Annotated in this window: 15 protein-coding genes; 5 read left to right on the top strand and 10 right to left on the bottom strand. The window is 67.7% G+C overall.

Annotation, left to right across the window (positions count from 1 at the left end; translation table 11 throughout):
* The first annotated feature begins 2 nt into the window (after positions 1-2).
* Together DB30_RS19830 and DB30_RS19825 are read left to right on the top strand one after the other, a co-directional pair.
* A complete protein-coding gene (locus DB30_RS19830) occupies positions 3-1,889 on the top strand; it encodes a hypothetical protein (RefSeq protein ID WP_146659719.1) in 1,887 nt (628 codons plus the stop codon).
* Between the two features lie 2 nt (positions 1,890-1,891).
* Positions 1,892-2,401: a cupin domain-containing protein gene (locus DB30_RS19825; protein ID WP_052551285.1), complete on the top strand. Its 510-nt coding sequence runs from the start codon at positions 1,892-1,894 to the stop codon at positions 2,399-2,401.
* Between the two features lie 32 nt (positions 2,402-2,433).
* Here DB30_RS19825 and DB30_RS19820 read toward each other — a convergent pair whose 3' ends face one another.
* The 4 genes from DB30_RS19820 to DB30_RS19805 all read right to left on the bottom strand — a co-directional run bounded on the left by DB30_RS19820 (position 2,434) and on the right by DB30_RS19805 (position 6,979).
* Positions 2,434-2,961 carry a hypothetical protein gene (locus DB30_RS19820; RefSeq protein WP_146659717.1) on the bottom strand — a complete coding sequence of 176 codons (528 nt, stop codon included), beginning with the start codon at positions 2,959-2,961 and terminating at the stop codon, positions 2,434-2,436.
* A gap of 18 nt (positions 2,962-2,979) precedes the next feature.
* Positions 2,980-3,966 carry a ribonuclease Z gene (locus DB30_RS19815; protein WP_052551323.1) on the bottom strand — a complete coding sequence of 329 codons (987 nt, stop codon included), beginning with the start codon at positions 3,964-3,966 and terminating at the stop codon, positions 2,980-2,982.
* A gap of 111 nt (positions 3,967-4,077) precedes the next feature.
* Entirely contained in the window at positions 4,078-5,667 is a 1,590-nt protein-coding gene (locus DB30_RS19810) for a tetratricopeptide repeat protein (protein WP_052551280.1), read from the bottom strand.
* A gap of 1 nt (position 5,668) precedes the next feature.
* Complete coding sequence (locus tag DB30_RS19805) at positions 5,669-6,979, bottom strand: hypothetical protein (protein ID WP_146659713.1); 1,311 nt, start codon at positions 6,977-6,979, stop codon at positions 5,669-5,671.
* A 216-nt stretch (positions 6,980-7,195) separates the two neighbouring features.
* On the opposite strand from DB30_RS19805, the gene DB30_RS19800 reads away from it, so the two are divergent.
* Positions 7,196-8,650 (top strand): dihydrolipoyl dehydrogenase, encoded by a 1,455-nt coding sequence (locus tag DB30_RS19800; protein ID WP_052551275.1) that lies wholly within the window; start codon positions 7,196-7,198, stop codon positions 8,648-8,650.
* A 122-nt stretch (positions 8,651-8,772) separates the two neighbouring features.
* On the opposite strand, the gene DB30_RS19795 is transcribed toward DB30_RS19800, so the two are convergent.
* Complete coding sequence (locus tag DB30_RS19795; RefSeq protein ID WP_052551273.1) at positions 8,773-9,888, bottom strand: ADP-ribosylglycohydrolase family protein; 1,116 nt, start codon at positions 9,886-9,888, stop codon at positions 8,773-8,775.
* A 90-nt stretch (positions 9,889-9,978) separates the two neighbouring features.
* Between DB30_RS19795 and DB30_RS19790 the strand changes: the two genes are divergently transcribed.
* Entirely contained in the window at positions 9,979-10,569 is a 591-nt protein-coding gene (locus DB30_RS19790; protein WP_052551272.1) for a hypothetical protein, read from the top strand.
* A 13-nt stretch (positions 10,570-10,582) separates the two neighbouring features.
* Here DB30_RS19790 and DB30_RS19785 read toward each other — a convergent pair whose 3' ends face one another.
* From DB30_RS19785 to DB30_RS19770, 4 genes are all read right to left on the bottom strand, one after another.
* On the bottom strand, positions 10,583-11,545 hold the full coding sequence (locus DB30_RS19785) for a serine/threonine-protein kinase (RefSeq protein WP_052551270.1): 963 nt from the start codon (positions 11,543-11,545) through the stop codon (positions 10,583-10,585).
* 90 nt (positions 11,546-11,635) lie between these two features.
* A complete protein-coding gene (locus DB30_RS19780; protein ID WP_052551267.1) occupies positions 11,636-12,829 on the bottom strand; it encodes an anti-sigma factor in 1,194 nt (397 codons plus the stop codon).
* Positions 12,826-13,311, bottom strand: coding sequence for an RNA polymerase sigma factor (locus tag DB30_RS19775; protein WP_240480278.1), 486 nt, complete (start codon positions 13,309-13,311; stop codon positions 12,826-12,828). Before DB30_RS19775 ends, DB30_RS19780 begins: the two co-directional genes overlap by 4 nt.
* Before the next feature lie 140 nt (positions 13,312-13,451).
* Positions 13,452-13,949, bottom strand: coding sequence for a hypothetical protein (locus tag DB30_RS19770; protein WP_052551262.1), 498 nt, complete (start codon positions 13,947-13,949; stop codon positions 13,452-13,454).
* 119 nt (positions 13,950-14,068) lie between these two features.
* Between DB30_RS19770 and DB30_RS19765 the strand changes: the two genes are divergently transcribed.
* The gene (locus DB30_RS19765) at positions 14,069-15,424 is read left to right on the top strand and encodes a patatin-like phospholipase family protein (RefSeq protein ID WP_052551259.1); all 1,356 of its coding nucleotides are present in this window, start codon (positions 14,069-14,071) and stop codon (positions 15,422-15,424) included.
* A gap of 23 nt (positions 15,425-15,447) precedes the next feature.
* Here the strand turns inward: DB30_RS19765 and DB30_RS19760 are convergent, their stop codons facing one another.
* Positions 15,448-16,212, bottom strand: a complete 765-nt coding sequence (locus DB30_RS19760) for a hypothetical protein (protein WP_146659711.1) — start codon at positions 16,210-16,212, stop codon at positions 15,448-15,450.
* Positions 16,213-16,447: the final 235 nt, after the last annotated feature.

Below are 16,447 nucleotides of genomic sequence, written 5' to 3'. Positions count from 1 at the left end.
CCATGAGCCGCCTACGTCTACTCGCCCAAATCGGTGTTCCCTCCGTGGTCATCCTCGCCCTGCTCACGGCCGCCCCCCCGCGCGCCAAGGCCAACTTTCAAGACCCGCCCGAGCGCGTGGTGATTGGCTTGGATCAGTTCTTGGACATGTACGAAAAGGCCAAGGCCAAGGCCGACCAGCCCGAGGCGCCGCCGCGGACCCACGCGCTGTCCTCGGCTGCGTACGAGGGTGAAGTGCTGATCCAAGACGGCGAGCCCCGGTTCGCGCGCTTCAACGCCAAATTGCGGGTGGAGGTGCTGCTCGACAAGGGCTGGGCCCGGATCCCCGTGCTGCCCGCGACCGTCGCGCTGCATGCTGCCAAGGTCAACGGCAAAGAAGTAGCGATGGTGATCGAGGACGGGTTCTATACGCTGATCACCGAGCAAAAGGGGGCCTTCGATCTCAACCTGGACTTTGGCGCGTCGGTCTCGACCGCGAACGGGCAGAGCAGCATCGCGTTCGAGCTCGCGGGCTCGGGCGCGACCACCTTGAGGCTCAAGGTGCCGGCCAACGAAGACCTGGACTTTGCGGTCGCCAACGCGCACCTGCAGTCCGACCAAGTCGTGGGTAATTTTCGCCAGGTCGAAGCGACCTTGCCAAGCACGGGCACCATGCTGGTCAGCTGGCAACGCGAGATCCCCGTAGAGGCGGCCGCGGCCAAGCAACAATCCCAGGTCTACGCAGAGGTCTATACGCTGGTTGGGATCAGCGACGGCCTGATGCGCGCCACGACCACGATCGAGCACACGATCTTGTTCGCGGGCAAAGAAAAGCTCGAGTTCAAAGTGCCCAAGGGCATGACCTTGGTCGACGTGCAGGGCGCCGGATTGCGCGACTGGAACCACAAGGACGACGGCACCCTCGAGGTACTGCTCAACTATGCGGCGGAGGGCAACTACACGCTGACCATGACGACCGAGCGCGTGGTCTCGACCACCGGCGGGGATCTGTCGGCGCCGATCGTGCAGCCCATTGGCGTCGAGCGGGCCAAGGGGTGGGTCGGCGTGGAGTCGCGCGGCAACTTGGAGATCCAAGGCGGCGACGTGGTCCAGGCCACGCCCGTTGACGTTCGCTCGCTGCCCGCGGCGATCTTGGGGATCACCGAGCAGCCCGTGCTGCTTGGCTACAAGTACCTCACGGGTGAGGCCAGCGTGCCGCTGAAGATCCAGCAGCACGACGACGTGGACGTGCTCGTCACGCTGCTCGACGAGACCCGCGCGCGCACGATGTGGACCCCCGAGGGGCGGCGCCTGACCTCGGTGGTCTACCAGGTCCGAAACAACCGCAAGCAGTTCCTGCGCCTGAGCCTGCCCGATCAAGCCGAGCTGTGGAGCGCCTCGGTGGGTGGTCGCGCCGTGCAGCCAGCCAGCGCGCCCGACGGTCAGATCCTGATCCCGCTGGTCCGCAGCCAGGCGACCGGTGGCGCGCTCGCGGCCTTCGAGGTCGAGGTGGTGTACGTGGAGAACGGCACGCCCGTGCCCGAGAGCGGCAAGGGGACCTTCGTCGCAACCTTGCCCACGCCCGACGTGCCAAGCACCTACGTGGCCTGGACCGTCTATGCGCCCGGGGACACCAAGATCAAGCGGCGCAGCTACGCCGGCAACCTGGCCCACGTGGACTATCTCTCCAACCCAATCCCCACGGGGACGGTTGCGTATATCGAGACCGTGACCCCCGAGGTCCAGCAGCAAGCCAACGTTCAAGCGGGCGGCGGTGGCATGGGCGAAGGGGCGGTGCCCGTGCCGGTGAGCTTGCCGCTGCAGGGCAAAGAGGTGAACTTCGAGAAGTTGATCGCGCTTGGCGAGACCTTGGAGGTCAGCTTCGAGTACAAGGGCCTGAAACGGAAGTAAGCATGTCAAAGCAACGCCAACCCAAGGACTACATCGTGCGCAGCTCCGAGCTCGGCACGTCGAACGAGATGCACGTGAGCCACCCGCTCAACGATCGCTCCGAGGTCTTCATGACCAGGCTCAGCGACCCGACCGGGCTGTCGCATGTTGGCGTCTCGATCGCCCGGGTCCCGCCTGGCAAAGAGAGCTTCGCGCTGCATGTCCACTCTGTTCAGGAAGAGTGGATCTTCGTGCTGTCGGGCCAGGGAACGGTCCAGATCGACGACGAGCAGCTCGAGCTGCGCGCGGGTGACTTCGTCGGGTTTCCGCCGAACGGGCCGGCGCACGTGATCCGCAACAGCTCGGACACGGACCTGGTCTACCTGCAGGGCGGGGATCGGCGAACGGGTGATATTGGCCGGTTTCCGGGGCTCGGGCTGGTCACCTACCAGCACGACGAGGGGCACATGGCGCTCATCCCGGAGGACAAGGTCGAGATCCGGCCGTTCTCCGATTGGGTCGCCAAGGGCTGAGTCGCAGCGCGAGAGCGGTCAGAAGCCTCGCCTCAAAATCGCAGCGTCAAGCTGGCTCCGCCGCCGCGTCGCTGCCACCACGGGCTGAGCGACAGCTCGCGCTGATCGTAGCGCCGCGCATCGCCAGCGATCCGCCCCCCGCGTGCGAACAACATCCCCGCCCCAACCAACAGCGGAAGCGAGAAGCCCCAGGACAGCCCCGCCGACGCGAACCCCAGCGGCGGTGGGTCGAACACGCAGGGATCGATGCCTTGCGGCTCCAGCTCGGTGATGACCACGGCCGCGTCGCGGCAGTACTCGACGTGCTCGCGGGCGCGGATGAACTGCAAGGTCCCGAACCCGATCAACCCCGCGCCGACGCCCGTGAGCAGCACGCCGATCCCAAGCTCGAGCACCCCGCGACGCTCGCCCTGCTGTGACAGCGTGCCAACCGGCTCGGGCGCTGACTCGGAGTCGGCTGCGGCGCGCGGGCCCTCGACCTGATCTGTGGGTGGCGCCGCGATCGCGACGCTGGGCAGCGCCAAGCTGATCACGAGCACCCAGGCAAGCGTACGCCGCACGCCCGCAGTATAGCGACGTCAGCCCGGCTTGGCGCCCGCGGCCGCTTTCTTGGGCCGCTCGCGCTTGGGCAAGCCCAGCACGTCGAAGTCTCGGGCCGCGACCACCTCGCCGTCCGTGAACACCTCGCGGGCCTCGGCCAAGAACGGAGCCGTTCGCTCGTACCGCCGCGAGAAGTGCGTGAGCACCAGCGTGCGGACCCCGGCTTGCTTGGCGATCTGCGCCGCCTGCTTGGCGGTCAGGTGCCCGTGGTCCTTGGCCCGCGCGGCGTCCTCTTCCAGGTACGTTGACTCGCAGATCAACATGTCCGCGCCGCGGGCCAGCTCGAACGCGTTGTCGCACAGCCGGGTGTCCATCACGAACGCCACGACCTGCCCACGGCGCGGCTTGCCGACGTCCTGAATGTTCACGCGCCGACCCTCTTCGAGCTCGACGAAGCCATCGCGCTGAAGCTGCTTGATCACCGCCCCACGCAGGCCGGCGGCCGCCAGCTTGTCGGGCAGCAGCGTCCACCCGGACCGCTCCTCGAGCCGATAGCCCAAGGTTGGCACGCCATGGCTGAGGCTGAGCACCGACAGCGCCAAGCCCTTGCCGCCGACCTCACCAGCCCAGACCTCGTGGAGATCGGTCGCGGCCGCGGCCTCCGTGATCGGGTGCCCGTGGACGTCGGCGCGGTCGTGGTAGATCGAGGCGCGACGCAGCCGGTGATAGAACTTCTCGCCCGAGGCCGGAAAGAACACGTTGACCGGGTGCGGGCAGCCATCGAGCGAGAGCAGCTGCGAGATCCCAGCGAGCCCCAGGCAGTGGTCGCCGTGAAAGTGGGTGATGCAGATCTTGGTGATGTCGGTTGACGACACCCCCGCGTGGATCAGCTGCCGCTGGGTCCCTTCGCCTGGATCGAACAAGAAGCCCTCACCGTCCCAGCGCAGCAAGTAGCCGTTGTGGTTGCGGTAACGGGTAGGAACCTGGCTGGCGGTGCCAAGGACGACGAGTTCACGAACTGACATGGGCGCTCCGGGGGGGCGGAGCATAACCGCTGGGCGGCTTGGTGCCAGGGCGCGACGGCGAAGCACCTGGATTTGGTGCTGGAGGGGCTCCACGTGATTGGCCGCGCGTGTCTACGCCTGCTCGTCGTCGTTCTGCTCGAGTTCGCCTTTGATGGCTTCGACGAAATCCTCGTAGTTGGCGGTGACCCGTTGGAGAACCGCCACCGCTTGTTCCGCGCGCCCGAGGTCGAACAGGATCTGTCCCAGTTGCACGGCGCTGCCGTGGTACTCGAGACCGTGCAGGGTGGAGAGGTCTCGCTCGTCGGCGAGTTGCTGCCACAGTTCAACCGCCTCCTGCGTCGCCGCCAACGCCTCGTCGAGCTGCCCCGACCCGCGAAGGTGCTCGCCGAGACTCGTGAGGCTCGCCGCGAGCTTGGGGCGGGCTGCTGGGTCGGTGTCAGACAGCTCCCGCTCGACCTCGACGACCTCCTGCACTGCTCGTATGGCCTCGTCCCATCGCCCAAGGGCCCGGAGCTCGAGCTCGAGCTCGTGCAGGCTGGTGGCGAGTTCGGACAGGTACCCCCCGCGCGTGCGGGCGAGCTCGCGCCAAAGCTCGACGGCCTCCTCGTTCGCGCTCACGGCCTCGTCCGAAAAGCCGAGCCTAGCGACGAGACACTGCAGACCCGCGGCCAATTGGGGCAAGTACGCGTCCCGCTGCTCACGCACCAGCTCACGCCAAATATCGACGGCTTCTCGCGTCACTTCAGCGGCCTCGTCATACAACTCGACCTCGCGCTGATCGGAGAGCGAGCTCGAGGACATGTTGGCGAGCACGCGACCGAGACCGAGCAGCGCTGCCGCGACCTCGGCGTTTCGGCGGGTGCCGTGCGCCACTCGAGCAACGTCGAGGCTGCGGCGATAGCAAGCCTCTGCGTCTGCGTCTGCGCAGTGGGTTGACGCGAGCAGGTCACCGAGGCGGCGTAGCGCGGCGGCGATCGACCCGTGTTTGTCGGCCTCACCGTGTTCGAGCAGCCGCTCAGCCAAGGCCCGTGCCTCCTGCGCGACAGTCAGCACCTCGTCGCCCTCGACCGCTTCGGCCAGCGCCACCAGCGTCTCGAGCAGCCCAGACTCGTCGCCGCGAGCGCGTGCCTTGTCCACGGCTTGGCGCGCGAGCACGGGATCGCGTCGCTCGCCGCTGACGCGGACGGGAGTCCGCCCCGTGGGACCGGTTGGCGCTGCGATCTGGTTTGGCTGTGAGGCCACGCGAAGCGCCAGCGCGCGGATCGTCCACAGATCGGGCGCCAACGCTGGCGTCTCGCCAAGCCGGTTCAGCGTGGTCGCAAACACGATACCCCCAGCCGGCGAGCGCCGACGCAGCAGCTCCCGGCGCTCGTTGAGGCGCAAGAGCAAGCGCTGCCACGCACCCGCCCAGCCCGGCGCGCCCGAGAGATCGTCGTGGCGCACGAGATCGATCAAGCTGACGGTCGTCGTGGCCCCCTCGAGCAAGCCGAGGATCACATCGTCGATGTCGGCAGGCTTGGCTGGCCGAAGCGCGACGAAGCCCCGGTTCGCGGCCGCCAGCTGCGCCTGCGTGCGCCGCCGCAAGATCTCGACCACACGCGGGTCATCCGTGAAGACAAACAACACCCAGAAGCGATCGGCCCACTCGAGATGGGTGGTCAGCCGCGACCATGCGTGCTCGAGGGTGAGCAGGTCAGCCAAGCTAGATTGTCTCGCGCGCACGCGGCCCATGGGCTTGGTCCCACGCGCGCGCGCGTCGGGTGACGACGTCGCGGATCACCGGATGTACGCCGTACCAGTCTTCGCCGTTGCGATACGCAAGCAGCACATGCGTGTCCAAGAACCGCGCGAGGTTGTGGTGATGGGTGGCCTCGTCGATGTCCAGCACGCCGGTCTCGTCGATTGTTCGCAACCACGCGGCTTCGTGATTGGTGAAGCCGACGTAGGCGCCGCGCAGCTCGTCAACCGCCAAGCGGCGCCGCTCTGGCGACACCGGGACGTCGTGGGAGCTCGCGTCATTGACGACCAGTGAGAGCATGCGAAACAAGTCACGCAAGTAGCCACCCGAGAACCGCGCGATCTCGTCGAAGGCCTCACGGTCGCCGAGCAGCCAGATCAGGTCGCCGCGCTTACTAGCTATGCGCCACAACGCGTCGAGGCCGGCCGTATGGTCGACGCTCTTCACGCCGGGCCTCTCGGGCCGGACCCGCACCTTGACACAGGGGATCTGGCAGTAGTTGTCAAAGCGATCGGTGCCAACCCCGGCATACTGCACCCGCAGCCACGGCGGCACGGTGAATACGGTGTGGACATACGGAAACCGCAACGCATCCGCGTGTCCACGAAACAGACGCTCGACCGAATCTGCGACCTGCTGAGCGTTGGCCGTGGTGCCGCGCAAGTGCTCGATGCTGTCGTAGACGACCACGAGCTGGGTGTCGTCCCCGTGCCGCGCTCGCAGCTGCTTGAGGCAGTCCTGCACGAAGCTGTGAACCTCGACCCTAAACGCGCCGACGTGCAGCTTCATGCGTTCGCGGACGCGCTTGCGAAAGTCTGGATCTGTCTTGAGGTTGAGCTTGACGCCGAGGCCGGTGTCGGTGCCGACGACTTCACCGGTAGCGGAGGCCGCGAGCCCAAGCTCCGTCACTTCGATTTTTTGGCTGCGCAACCAACCCGTGAAACGTGCCCAGTAGCTGTGCACGGGATCATCGCCGAGCAGCTCGGGCACGCTCAGCGCCTCGGACAACGCACCCGCTGCGGCGAGCAAGAAATCGACGACGTCGACTTCGTCGGTCATCGGCAGATAGTCTTCCATGTCGCAGATCACGACCTTGAACGCCGGATCGCGCTCGAGCCGACACTTGAGCCGGCGAAGCTGCGTGCTCTTGCCGGTGCCGCGGTGCCCGCTGAACAGCTGCGCGGTCTCGAGCGCCGCGAACTCGATGCTGGTCGCAATACGCTCGACTGGATCGACTGCCGACAACGTTGCGTCGGCGAACAGCTCGACGTACATCGGATCCTCAGGCCACAATGGCCGATCCTGGAGCGCACGGTAGAACGCTTTGAGTTGCTCACGCGTGGCCGGTTCGACCATTCGTCCGAGACTACCCGGGGCTCGAGACCTCGACAACCGCCGTCCGTGACTGGTGGCGCGTTGCGACGGCGCGCGCTCCGGCGAGGTAGCAACCCACCGAGGATCGACGTAGACCCTCGCAGTGGAGCCACGCGCATGAGTGAGAACCAACGAGAAGTGGACGTCGCCGTGATTGGAGCCGGAACCGCGGGCTTGGTCGCGCACCGCCAAGCGCTCGCCAACGGGGCGCAGCGGGTCGTGCTGATCGAGGGCGGACCCTACGGGACCACCTGCGCGCGCGTGGGCTGCATGCCTTCAAAGCTGCTCATCGCCGCAGCCGAGGCCGCCGAGCAGGTGCGGGCCGCCAAGCAGTTTGGGGTCGAGCCAGGGTCGCTCGAGATCGACGGCGCCGCGGTCATGGCTCGGGTCCAGCGTGAGCGGGATCGCTTCGTCAGCTTCGTGGTCGACTCGACCGAGGACCTGGATCCCACGCAGCGTCTGCGCGGGTGGGCGCGCTTCGTCGAACCAACGACCCTCGAGGTCACGACCCAGGACGACCGAGCGGTCCGCGTCGTCGCCAAGGCGGTGGTGATCGCAACTGGCACGGCGCCGTGGGTCCCACCGTCGCTGCGCGAGCTCGGTGATCGGCTGCTGACCAGCGACAGCGTGTTCGAGCTGCCGACGCTGCCCAAGTCGTTGGCGGTCGTCGGCGCTGGCGTGATCGGGCTCGAGCTTGGCCAGGCCATGCACCGGCTCGGTGTCGAGACCAGCGTGTTCGACCTCGACGCGCGCATGCCCTTGGTGTCGAGCGCTGTCATGCAGGACCTGGCCCGCGAGCTGTTCGCCGCGCGCATGGATCTGCGCCTGCGCGTCAGCAATCTGCAGGCCCAGCGGCGCGACGACGGCGTGCTGCTCAGCTGGACCGATCCAGATGGCCGCGCACGCGAGGCGGCGTTCGAGTACGTGCTCGCAGCGACCGGCCGCCGCCCACAGCTGGCCCGCCTCGATCTACAAAACGCGGGCATCGAGCTCGACGAGCGCGGCGCCCCCAAATACTGGGATGAGCGAACCACCCAAGTTGGCGACGCCCCGATCTTCATGGCCGGCGACATCATTGGCGGCCGCCCGCTGCTGCACGAAGCCGCCGCCGAGGGCCGGATCGCGGGCATCAACGCTGGGCGCTACCCAGAGGTCCGCGCCCACGTCCGGCAGGTGCCGCTGGGGATCATGTTCAGCGATCCCAATGTTGCGATCGTTGGCGAGATCCCCAAGCCCGAAGGCGAGGGCTGCGAGTGGGAGGTCGGCGAGGTCGACTACACCAACCAAGGCCGCGCCCGCGTGATCGGCGAGGGCCACGGGCGCGTGCGCATCTACGCGCGTCGCCGCTGCGGCACCTTGATCGGCGCCGAGATGATCGGGCCGCGGGTCGAGCACATGGCCCACCTGCTCGCGTGGTCGATCGAACAGGGCATGACCGCCAAGCGAGCGCGCGAGATGCCCTTCTATCACCCCACCGTGGAAGAGGGGCTGCGCACGGCGATCCACGATCTCGCGCGCAAGTTGAAGATGGTGGGTAAGCTCGGACCGCTCGACTGTGGGCCGGGGACCTGAACATGCCGGGCAACAACGTGCAGGTCACCGTGCGCGACGCCAACAACATGGTCGTCATTGGCAGCTTCGAGTTCAGCGTGGTCTGAGCGCGGTGGGCCGCGCGCGAGCGGGGCCGCGTCGGGTCAGGCCCGGGGCCGGTCCTCGTACAGCGTGTCCCACTGCAGCTCGAGGGCCAACAGATCCGGCCGACAGACCCCCGTGTCGTTGTTCACGACCATCTCGATCCGCTCGAGCAAGCTCCCGGTTGCCCGCAGATCATCAAGCCACCGCGAGGGCACGGCCGACAACCCCCACCGCGCGCCCGCCAGCGCGCCGACCATCGCCCCAACCGTATCGGTCTCTCCGCCCAAGTTGATCGCGGTCACCACCGCTTCTTCAAAGCAGCTCGAGAAGTCGACGATCGCCAGCGCCAACAGCACGCTGCAAGCCGCGAACCCGCTCGTCGCCTCGACCTGCTCGTTCGGCTCGCCGATCGCCCGCGCCCGTTCCTCGATCCCGGCAAGCACCTCGGGCAGGTGGTACGTGGTCCGGCGGTGCTCCACCAACCCGCCGACCAGCCGACTAAACCGAGTGTCAACGGGAATTCCGAGCTGCGCCGCGGCCTGCCGCTCGGCCGTCTCGACGCTGTCTCGAAGCCGCTGGGTCAACACGCCCGGCGACCTGATGACCAACGCCTGCGAGATCGCGGTTGCCAGCGTCAGCGCGCCCATGATCCCCCGCATGTCCGAGTGGGTCACCGCGCTGAGCTGAACCACGCGCTGGTTGAGCAGCCGCGCGTCGTCACGCCACCACAGGGCGGCCGGCGCAATCCGCATGGCCGCGCCATTGCCCGCGCTGGGGGTCGCGTGCGCGAAGGGCTTGTCCAGCCCGGTCGCCTGCATGCCGCGGACCGTGTGGCGAAAATCTCGGCTGACCCCGCGGTGCAACCCCCACCGGCCCGAGCGCTGCGGCGCCGCGTCGCGCAGCTCGACCATCAGCTCGGCGAAGCGTTGCTCGGGGTGCTCGGGGTCCGTACAGATCGCGTCGAGCACGGCCAGCGCCTGTTGGCCGTCGTCGGTGTGGAGCCCGCGCGGTCGCCAGTGCCGGCCACGAACCTCGACCATCTGATCCAGGGTCCCAAACTCCGCCTCGATCTGCGCCGCCGTCCAACCTTCGACCGGAGAGCCAAGCGAGTTACCGATCAGCAAGCCGTGGAGGCAGCCGGCGATCCGGTCCCACAGCATCTCCGGGGCGAGCATCCCCCTAGCTTAGCAGTTGCAGGTCAACTCCCCGATTTTGCGACGGACCTGGGCGGGGTACCATCGCGGCATTAGTCACTCGGAGCGATCATGACCATTACGCGCAAGCAGTTCTTACTTGGGGGCCTTGGTGCCGCCACCCTACTCCTCGATGGCTGCTCCGATGATGGGGCCGATGGCCGCAGCACGCTCGAGGGCATCGGCGACGGCGACGGCGACACGACCGGCGATGGGGATGGCGACCCGCCCGGCGACGGCGATGGCGACACGGGTGATGGTGACGGCGATCCCACAACTGGTGATGGCGACGGCGAGCCAACCGGCGATGGTGACGGCGAGCCCACGACCGGCGATGGCGACGGCGAGCCAACCGGTGACGGCGATGGTGACGGCGACGGCGACGGCGACGGCGACGGCGATGGCGATGGCGACCCCGCGTGCCCAGGTGGCGCCTCGGGGACGGTCCTGACCAACCACAGTCACACCCTGATGATCCCCGCGGCCGACGTGCAGGCCGGCGTTCCAAAGATGTACGGCATCCAAGGCGGCGCCAACCACAACCATACGGTGTCGATCACGGCCGACGACTTCGCCCAGCTCGCGCTCGGCAACGAGGTCCAAAAGCAGTCGAGCTTCCTGCAGGCCCACGACCACGTCGTGCTGATCGCCTGCCTGCTGTGACCGCCCGCCCGCGTCAGTCTCCGCGCAGCGCCCCGAGCAGCCGTGCAAACAGCCCAGCTCTCGACGCGACCTCTAGCTCGGCGAGTAGCTCGGTCATGGAAGCCCAGCGGTCGATCCGCTCGGCCGCCAACCCACGCTGCAGCACGCTCTGTACCCGCCGGGGCACCGCCGCGCTGCGGTCTGCTGGGGGCGCCTTGATCTTGCCAGCCTCGATCGCCCGCGCGATCTCGCTGGCCGAGCGACCCGCGAAGGGTCGCTCGCCATACAGGGCCTCCCAGACCGTCACGCAAAACGCGAACTGATCCGCGCGCGGATCCGTTGGCCGGCCAAAGTGTTGCTCGAGCGACTTGTAGGCCGGCGTGCCCGAGAAGCCGATCGTTGCGAGCAGCTCGGGCCCCTCGGCCAGCGCGTCGCGCAGACCCGGGGTCAGGTTCTCGAGCGTCTGAAAATTGTCGGTGCCGCGAGTGCTGCGGGCCAGGCCAAAGTCGAGCACGCGAACCCGACCATCGTCGCCAAGCAGCACGTTGTCGGGCTTGAAGTCCCGGTGCATCACCGATGCTGCGTGCGCGGCCTCGAGCGCCCGCCCGGCGTCGAGGTAGCGCTTGATGATCTCACTGACCGCGGGCTGCTCGAGCTCGACCCACTCGCGCAGCGTCTTGCCTTGCACATACTCGAGCGCGAGGAACACCTGACCTTCGTGGGTGCCGACCTCGTAGATGCGCACGATGTTGGGGTGGTCGAGGCGGGCCATGGTCTTGGCCTCGCGCAGGAACCTTGCTTGGGTGTCGCGCCGCGTGGATCGATCGTGGCGCAACAGCTTGATCGCAACGGGCCGCTGATACTCGCCGTCCCACGCCGAGTAGATGATCGAGGTTCCGCCGATCCCGGCGAGCGAGCGGACCTCGAACCGACCGATCGCCGACGGCAGCTCGCGCGCTTGCTCCGTCGGTCCGTCCGTGTCTTCCCCGCCCGCCATCAGCCTATTTCTAACAGGCGCCGCACCCCTTGGCTGTAGGGGCTCGTGGTGTAGTCCAGCGCGGGCTGGAGTGCCTCAGAGGCGGGCGCTCTAGGAGCCTGTGGCAACCATCACGACGCGGTCCTGGGTCGACACCACCACCCCACCAGGGCGCTCAACGGTGATCACGAAGGCCGAGGGCTCGCCGATCACCAGCCTGGCTTCAACGGGGATCTGGACCTCGCCCGCGTCCTCCACATCGAACACCCCCCCGTTGACCGGTGGACCGTCGCGCTTGTTGTCGACGATCCACAGCTGGTACTGGGTCCCGCCCGAGTCCCCCGATCCTGTTGGTGCGAGCCCTTGCAGGGTCAGGACGCCGGCTTGGGCCTCGGAGCTCCACAGCACCGACCCACTCGCGCCTTCGAGGACGGCAGGATCCGGCTTGACGATGAAGCGCCACTCGAGCTTGTCGCTTGCCGCTTCGATCTGGCTGCGCACGTCCTCGGCGTCGGGTGGATCATCGCGGTGGGTAAACAGCCACAGCGCAATCGCGAGCATCACCAACGCCGCGAGCGCGCTGACGTAGGTAGCGACCCGCGCCAGGCGAGACTCGCTGACCGGCATCGGCACGACGCCCGAGCGGCTCACGGCCGGGCCGAGATCCGACTGGCTGACCGCGCGCGGATCGAGGTCTTCGTGCGAGTCCAACGGGTCCCGCGGCTCGGTCTCGGCGTCACGGGCAGGCTCGGGCGGCTGACGAGATCGCGGCGCCGCGCGTGGCTCGAGGCGCTGCAGATCCGCGGGGACCTCTGCCCGCTGCGACTCGCTTGGCTTGGCCGCGCGATCGATGCGCCCGTTGGTCAGGCTCGACTCGAGCACGCCAGACTCGACCGCCGCGTCGACCGACTCGGGGCTGTCGCTGTCATCCCAGGCCAACTCCGCGACCGGGTTGTCGGCCCCGACTTCCGCTCCCCCGTCGGCAGAGCCGAGCAGCAGATCCCCGGACTGATCGAGGCCCGCGGGGGCGGGGGGCCGACCCCCGATCGTCTGCTCGTGGCGCCGCGGGATCATGAAGCCCCAGTACAGACTGGCTTGGTCGATCACGGCCGCCTTGACGGTCGCCGGCATCTCTTCGGCGTGGGCCATGAGCGCCAGCTCGATCGCAGCGGCCGCCGCCTCGTAGCTGGGATCGATCGCCGCGCCGACCAACAAGTGGCGCAGCTCAGCCTGCTGGACGTCGTCGAGCCCCGCGATCGCACGATCGGTGAGCAGGGTGTGCAGGCGCTTGTCGGCGCCGCTCATGGCCTCGCGTCCTCCTGCTGCAGCACGCGCTTGCGGACCGCGATCAGGGCCCGCCGCACCAACGACTTGACCGTACCCAGCTCGGTGGCGGTGGTGCTGGCGATCTCTTCGTGGGTCATGCCTTGGCCGACCGCGAGCGAGAGGATCCGACGCTGGCGCGGGTCGAGCGTGGCCAGCACACCTGCAGCGATCGCCGCCTCGACGCAGCGCTCGCTCGCGGTGTGTTGTTCACTGCTCGCCAGCGAGTCCGGGGATGGCTTGAGCTTCGGCCGTGGCTTGGCGGAGCGCAGGCGATCGATCACGCAGCGACGGGCGATCGTCGTGATGAACGCCGGCTCCGAGCCCGCGCGAGGATCGTAGCGACCCGCGTGCTTCCACAGCTCCACGAAGATCTCTTTCGCCGCCTCGCCGCTCGCGTCGGGAGCGAAGCGCCGCGCGATCGACCACACCAGCGGCCCGTACCGCGAAATGCACTCGCGCACGGCCGCGGGGTCACCAGCGGCGACCTGCCCAAGGAGCGTCTGTGCGGACCCAGCCAGGGCTGGTGAGATAGCACTTTTTGGGGCCCCGATGCCACGCTGTTGTCACCCTTGGCGGGGCTGACACCCGAGCCGAGGACACCTCAGCGCGCCAGCCGACGGGTGGGGAGCGCGGTGTCGAGGCCGGTGGACACCAGCACGGGATCGACCTGGCAGGCCTCGCTGAACGCAGCCACGGTGGCCGGCAGGCCCCGCGCGAGGGCGCGATCTTGTCGCTGTAAACGCATGGGCAGCGCGTACCACCGGGCGACCTCGCGCACGTAGGAGGTCCGAAACCCCGGATCGGCGAGCGCGGCACTGCTCGTGTCCGTGCACACCCTGCCGATGAATTTCAGCGCTTGCTCGGTGTCGAGCGTGAGCCGCAGTGCCGCTGGATATCCGAACAGGCACCAACTCGACTGGGCGGGATCAGCCCCGCGATCAGCGAGGATCATGGGACACCAGCGCAGCACCGCGGCGTAGTTGCCCTGCATGTGCTCTGTGACCAGGGCCTCGTGGGTGGGTGGATTCGTGGCCGGCGGACGGGCGCAGGCGGCCGTGGTTCCAGCGAAGGCCACACCGATCAGCGCAGCAGCAACCATGCCCAACGAGCGCACACATCCTTGTCGCCAATGGCGACTGTCGGCGCAAGCGATCATGAGATCAGAGTGCGTAATATACGCAATGCCGTTTACCCCTCGAGAACCGTTATAAGAGTTGGGTGGGTCTAACGCTCATCCGCAAGACCAACCCCCGTCAGCGGACCAAGCGCGCATCAAAGATTGCGCTGGTGTTGGCGGGTGGTGCCATGACAGGCGGCGCGTTCAAGATGGGCGGGCTCAAGGCCCTCAACGACTTCCTGGTCGGCCGCGGGATCGTCGACTTCGACATCTACGTGGGCCTGTCCGCGGGCGCGTTGCTGTCGGTCCCGCTCGCGGCTGGGTTCACGCCCGACGAGATGATCCGGGTGATCGACGGCACCAGCGACCGCTTTGAACCCCTGCGTCCAGCGGATCTCTACACGCCCAACATCAACGAGATCGTTCGGCGCCCTGCCAGGCTCGCCTGGGAGCTGACGCGCTACGGCCCGTGCATGCTCGCCGACTTTGTCCGCGGGATCCCCGGCCTGCCAAGCACCTTTCACGACGCGCTGGGTGAGCTGCTGCGCTCGCCCGACTACACCCACGTCGAGCGCATGGCGCTGCGCCTGCGTGACGAAGTCTCGCCGCGGGTCTCGCTGCCAGCGTTGACCGACGCGATCCCCAGCGGGTTCATGACCAACGCGCCCGTTGAACGCTGGCTGCGCCGCAACCTCGAGAAGATCGGCGTCCCCAACGACTTTCGGGCGTTCGCGGACCGGCAGGGCAACAACTTGTTGATCACCGCCTGCGAGCTCGACACCGCCGAGCGGGTGATCTTTGGCGCTGGCGAGCACGAAGGCCTGCGCATCTCCGAGGCCGTGCAAGCCTCGACGGCGCTGCCGATCTTGTATCAGCCCGCGCGGCTCGACGGCGTCGACTACATCGATGGTGCCGTGCGCAACACCGCCAACATCGACGTTGCGATCGACAAGGGGGCGGATCTGGTGATCTGCTACAACCCGTTTCGCCCGATCCGCAACACGCTGCTGCCAAGCGAACCCGACAGCCGGCGGATCGCCGATCGAGGGCTCACGGGCGTGCTCAACCAAGTGTTCCGCACGCTGCTGCAGTCGCGCTTGCGGCTTGGCTTGGATCGATATCGCGATCACAAACACTTCGAGGGTGACATCGTCGTGATCGAGCCCAAAGAGCACGACCTCGACTTCTTCGGGCTCAACCCGCTCGCCTACCGCAAGCGCGACGCCGCCCTGCGCCACGGCTACGAGTCGGTCCGCACCACCGTCGAGCATCGCTTTGACGAGCTCGACGAGCTGTTTGATGGGCATGGGCTGCGACTGAGCCGGGCCGTCGCCGCGCGGCGAGCCGCCGACATCGTCCGCGAGCGCGAGTGGACAGACGCGCCCGACCGCCAAGTCGGCGGTCGGGCGAGGGGCGGTCGATCCAGGAAGACGCTCCCGGCTCACGAATCACCGTGACCAGGAGCGTCGCGTCTTGTTGATCACTCGCTGAACGCGAACAGCTTGAACGCGTGGGCCGAGACGATGACGTCTCCGTCGACGCCGGGATCTTCGTAGGTCGCGGTGCCGCCAAGCTCACCGGTCACGCCGTCTTTTGCGAACGAGAAGCTGATGGCAAACCCGAGCGAGCTTGGATCCGCCGGCTTGATCTCCACCAATTCCAAGGCGCCGAGCTCGGCGAGGTCCTCGGCCTCGTGCAGGAGCGTGGGGGCTTCCAGTGAGTCCTCGGTGATCTGGCCGATCAGCACGGCTTCGATCTCGGCGTCAAAGAACTCGTCCTCCGACGACACCCTCAGCGTGACGTCAGCCTCGACCCGCGGGGAGCACTCTGCCTCCGAGCCGTCGCTGGCGACCGAGTCGATGTAGCGAATCTCGCCGCTGTCGTAGGCAACCGCGACGTCGACGCTCGACGCGGCTGGGGCACTGGTCATCACCGATACGCCCTCTTCGGACGCCACGCCCAGGAAGTTCAGGACGCGCGCGCCAACAGCTAGATCGAGGATCTCACCGGACCTGTGGCCCTGTGGCGTGGTGGCCTCGGGGTCGGCGAGCACGGTCACGGTCTCGATGCACGCCTCGAGCTCTTCGCCACCTTCGCCCTCGCCACCCTCTGCCTCGCCACCCTCTGATTCACCAGCCTCACTGCCGATGTCGCCGATCGGCTCTTCGTCATCTGCACATCCAACGGCCAAGGTCATCACGGCAAACAAAGCAAGGAGGGGATGAGTGGTTCGCAACGTGGTCATGCATCGACCATGATCCCAGTCGGCCGGGTGTGCCACGGTGACGTTCATGTCAGCCCAGGCCGCGCGGCCAAACCGGCGTGATCCCAGCGCCACGCGTGCTCCGGTGGGGTCGTGGCAACCTCGCTACAACTGTGGGGCACGACTGTCGCGGTCGCATCGAGAGCTCGGCAGCGCTCGAGCCCCTGGCCAGCGTGCAAATTAACTCGCTTGTGTTGGGCCGGCGTGCTTGCGGTCG

Source organism: Enhygromyxa salina, from assembly GCF_000737335.2.
Lineage (GTDB): Bacteria > Myxococcota_A > Polyangia > Nannocystales > Nannocystaceae > Plesiocystis > Plesiocystis salina_C.
Note: the sequence above shows the minus strand (reverse complement) of the source record. Positions and strands in the feature narration are given on the sequence as shown.

What these genes read in the sequence shown, in the direction of transcription:
- DB30_RS19795 (WP_052551273.1), bottom strand. Translation starts at nt 9,888, where the DNA reads ATGCTCGCCCCGGAGATGCTGTGGGACCGGATCGCCGGCTGCCTCCAC.
- DB30_RS19830 (WP_146659719.1), top strand. Translation starts at nt 3, where the DNA reads ATGAGCCGCCTACGTCTACTCGCCCAAATCGGTGTTCCCTCCGTGGTC.
- DB30_RS19770 (WP_052551262.1), bottom strand. Translation starts at nt 13,949, where the DNA reads ATGGTTGCTGCTGCGCTGATCGGTGTGGCCTTCGCTGGAACCACGGCC.
- DB30_RS19800 (WP_052551275.1), top strand. Translation starts at nt 7,196, where the DNA reads ATGAGTGAGAACCAACGAGAAGTGGACGTCGCCGTGATTGGAGCCGGA.
- DB30_RS19815 (WP_052551323.1), bottom strand. Translation starts at nt 3,966, where the DNA reads ATGTCAGTTCGTGAACTCGTCGTCCTTGGCACCGCCAGCCAGGTTCCT.
- DB30_RS19780 (WP_052551267.1), bottom strand. Translation starts at nt 12,829, where the DNA reads ATGAGCGGCGCCGACAAGCGCCTGCACACCCTGCTCACCGATCGTGCG.
- DB30_RS19760 (WP_146659711.1), bottom strand. Translation starts at nt 16,212, where the DNA reads ATGACCACGTTGCGAACCACTCATCCCCTCCTTGCTTTGTTTGCCGTG.
- DB30_RS19825 (WP_052551285.1), top strand. Translation starts at nt 1,892, where the DNA reads ATGTCAAAGCAACGCCAACCCAAGGACTACATCGTGCGCAGCTCCGAG.
- DB30_RS19805 (WP_146659713.1), bottom strand. Translation starts at nt 6,979, where the DNA reads ATGTACGTCGAGCTGTTCGCCGACGCAACGTTGTCGGCAGTCGATCCA.
- DB30_RS19790 (WP_052551272.1), top strand. Translation starts at nt 9,979, where the DNA reads ATGACCATTACGCGCAAGCAGTTCTTACTTGGGGGCCTTGGTGCCGCC.
- DB30_RS19785 (WP_052551270.1), bottom strand. Translation starts at nt 11,545, where the DNA reads ATGGCGGGCGGGGAAGACACGGACGGACCGACGGAGCAAGCGCGCGAG.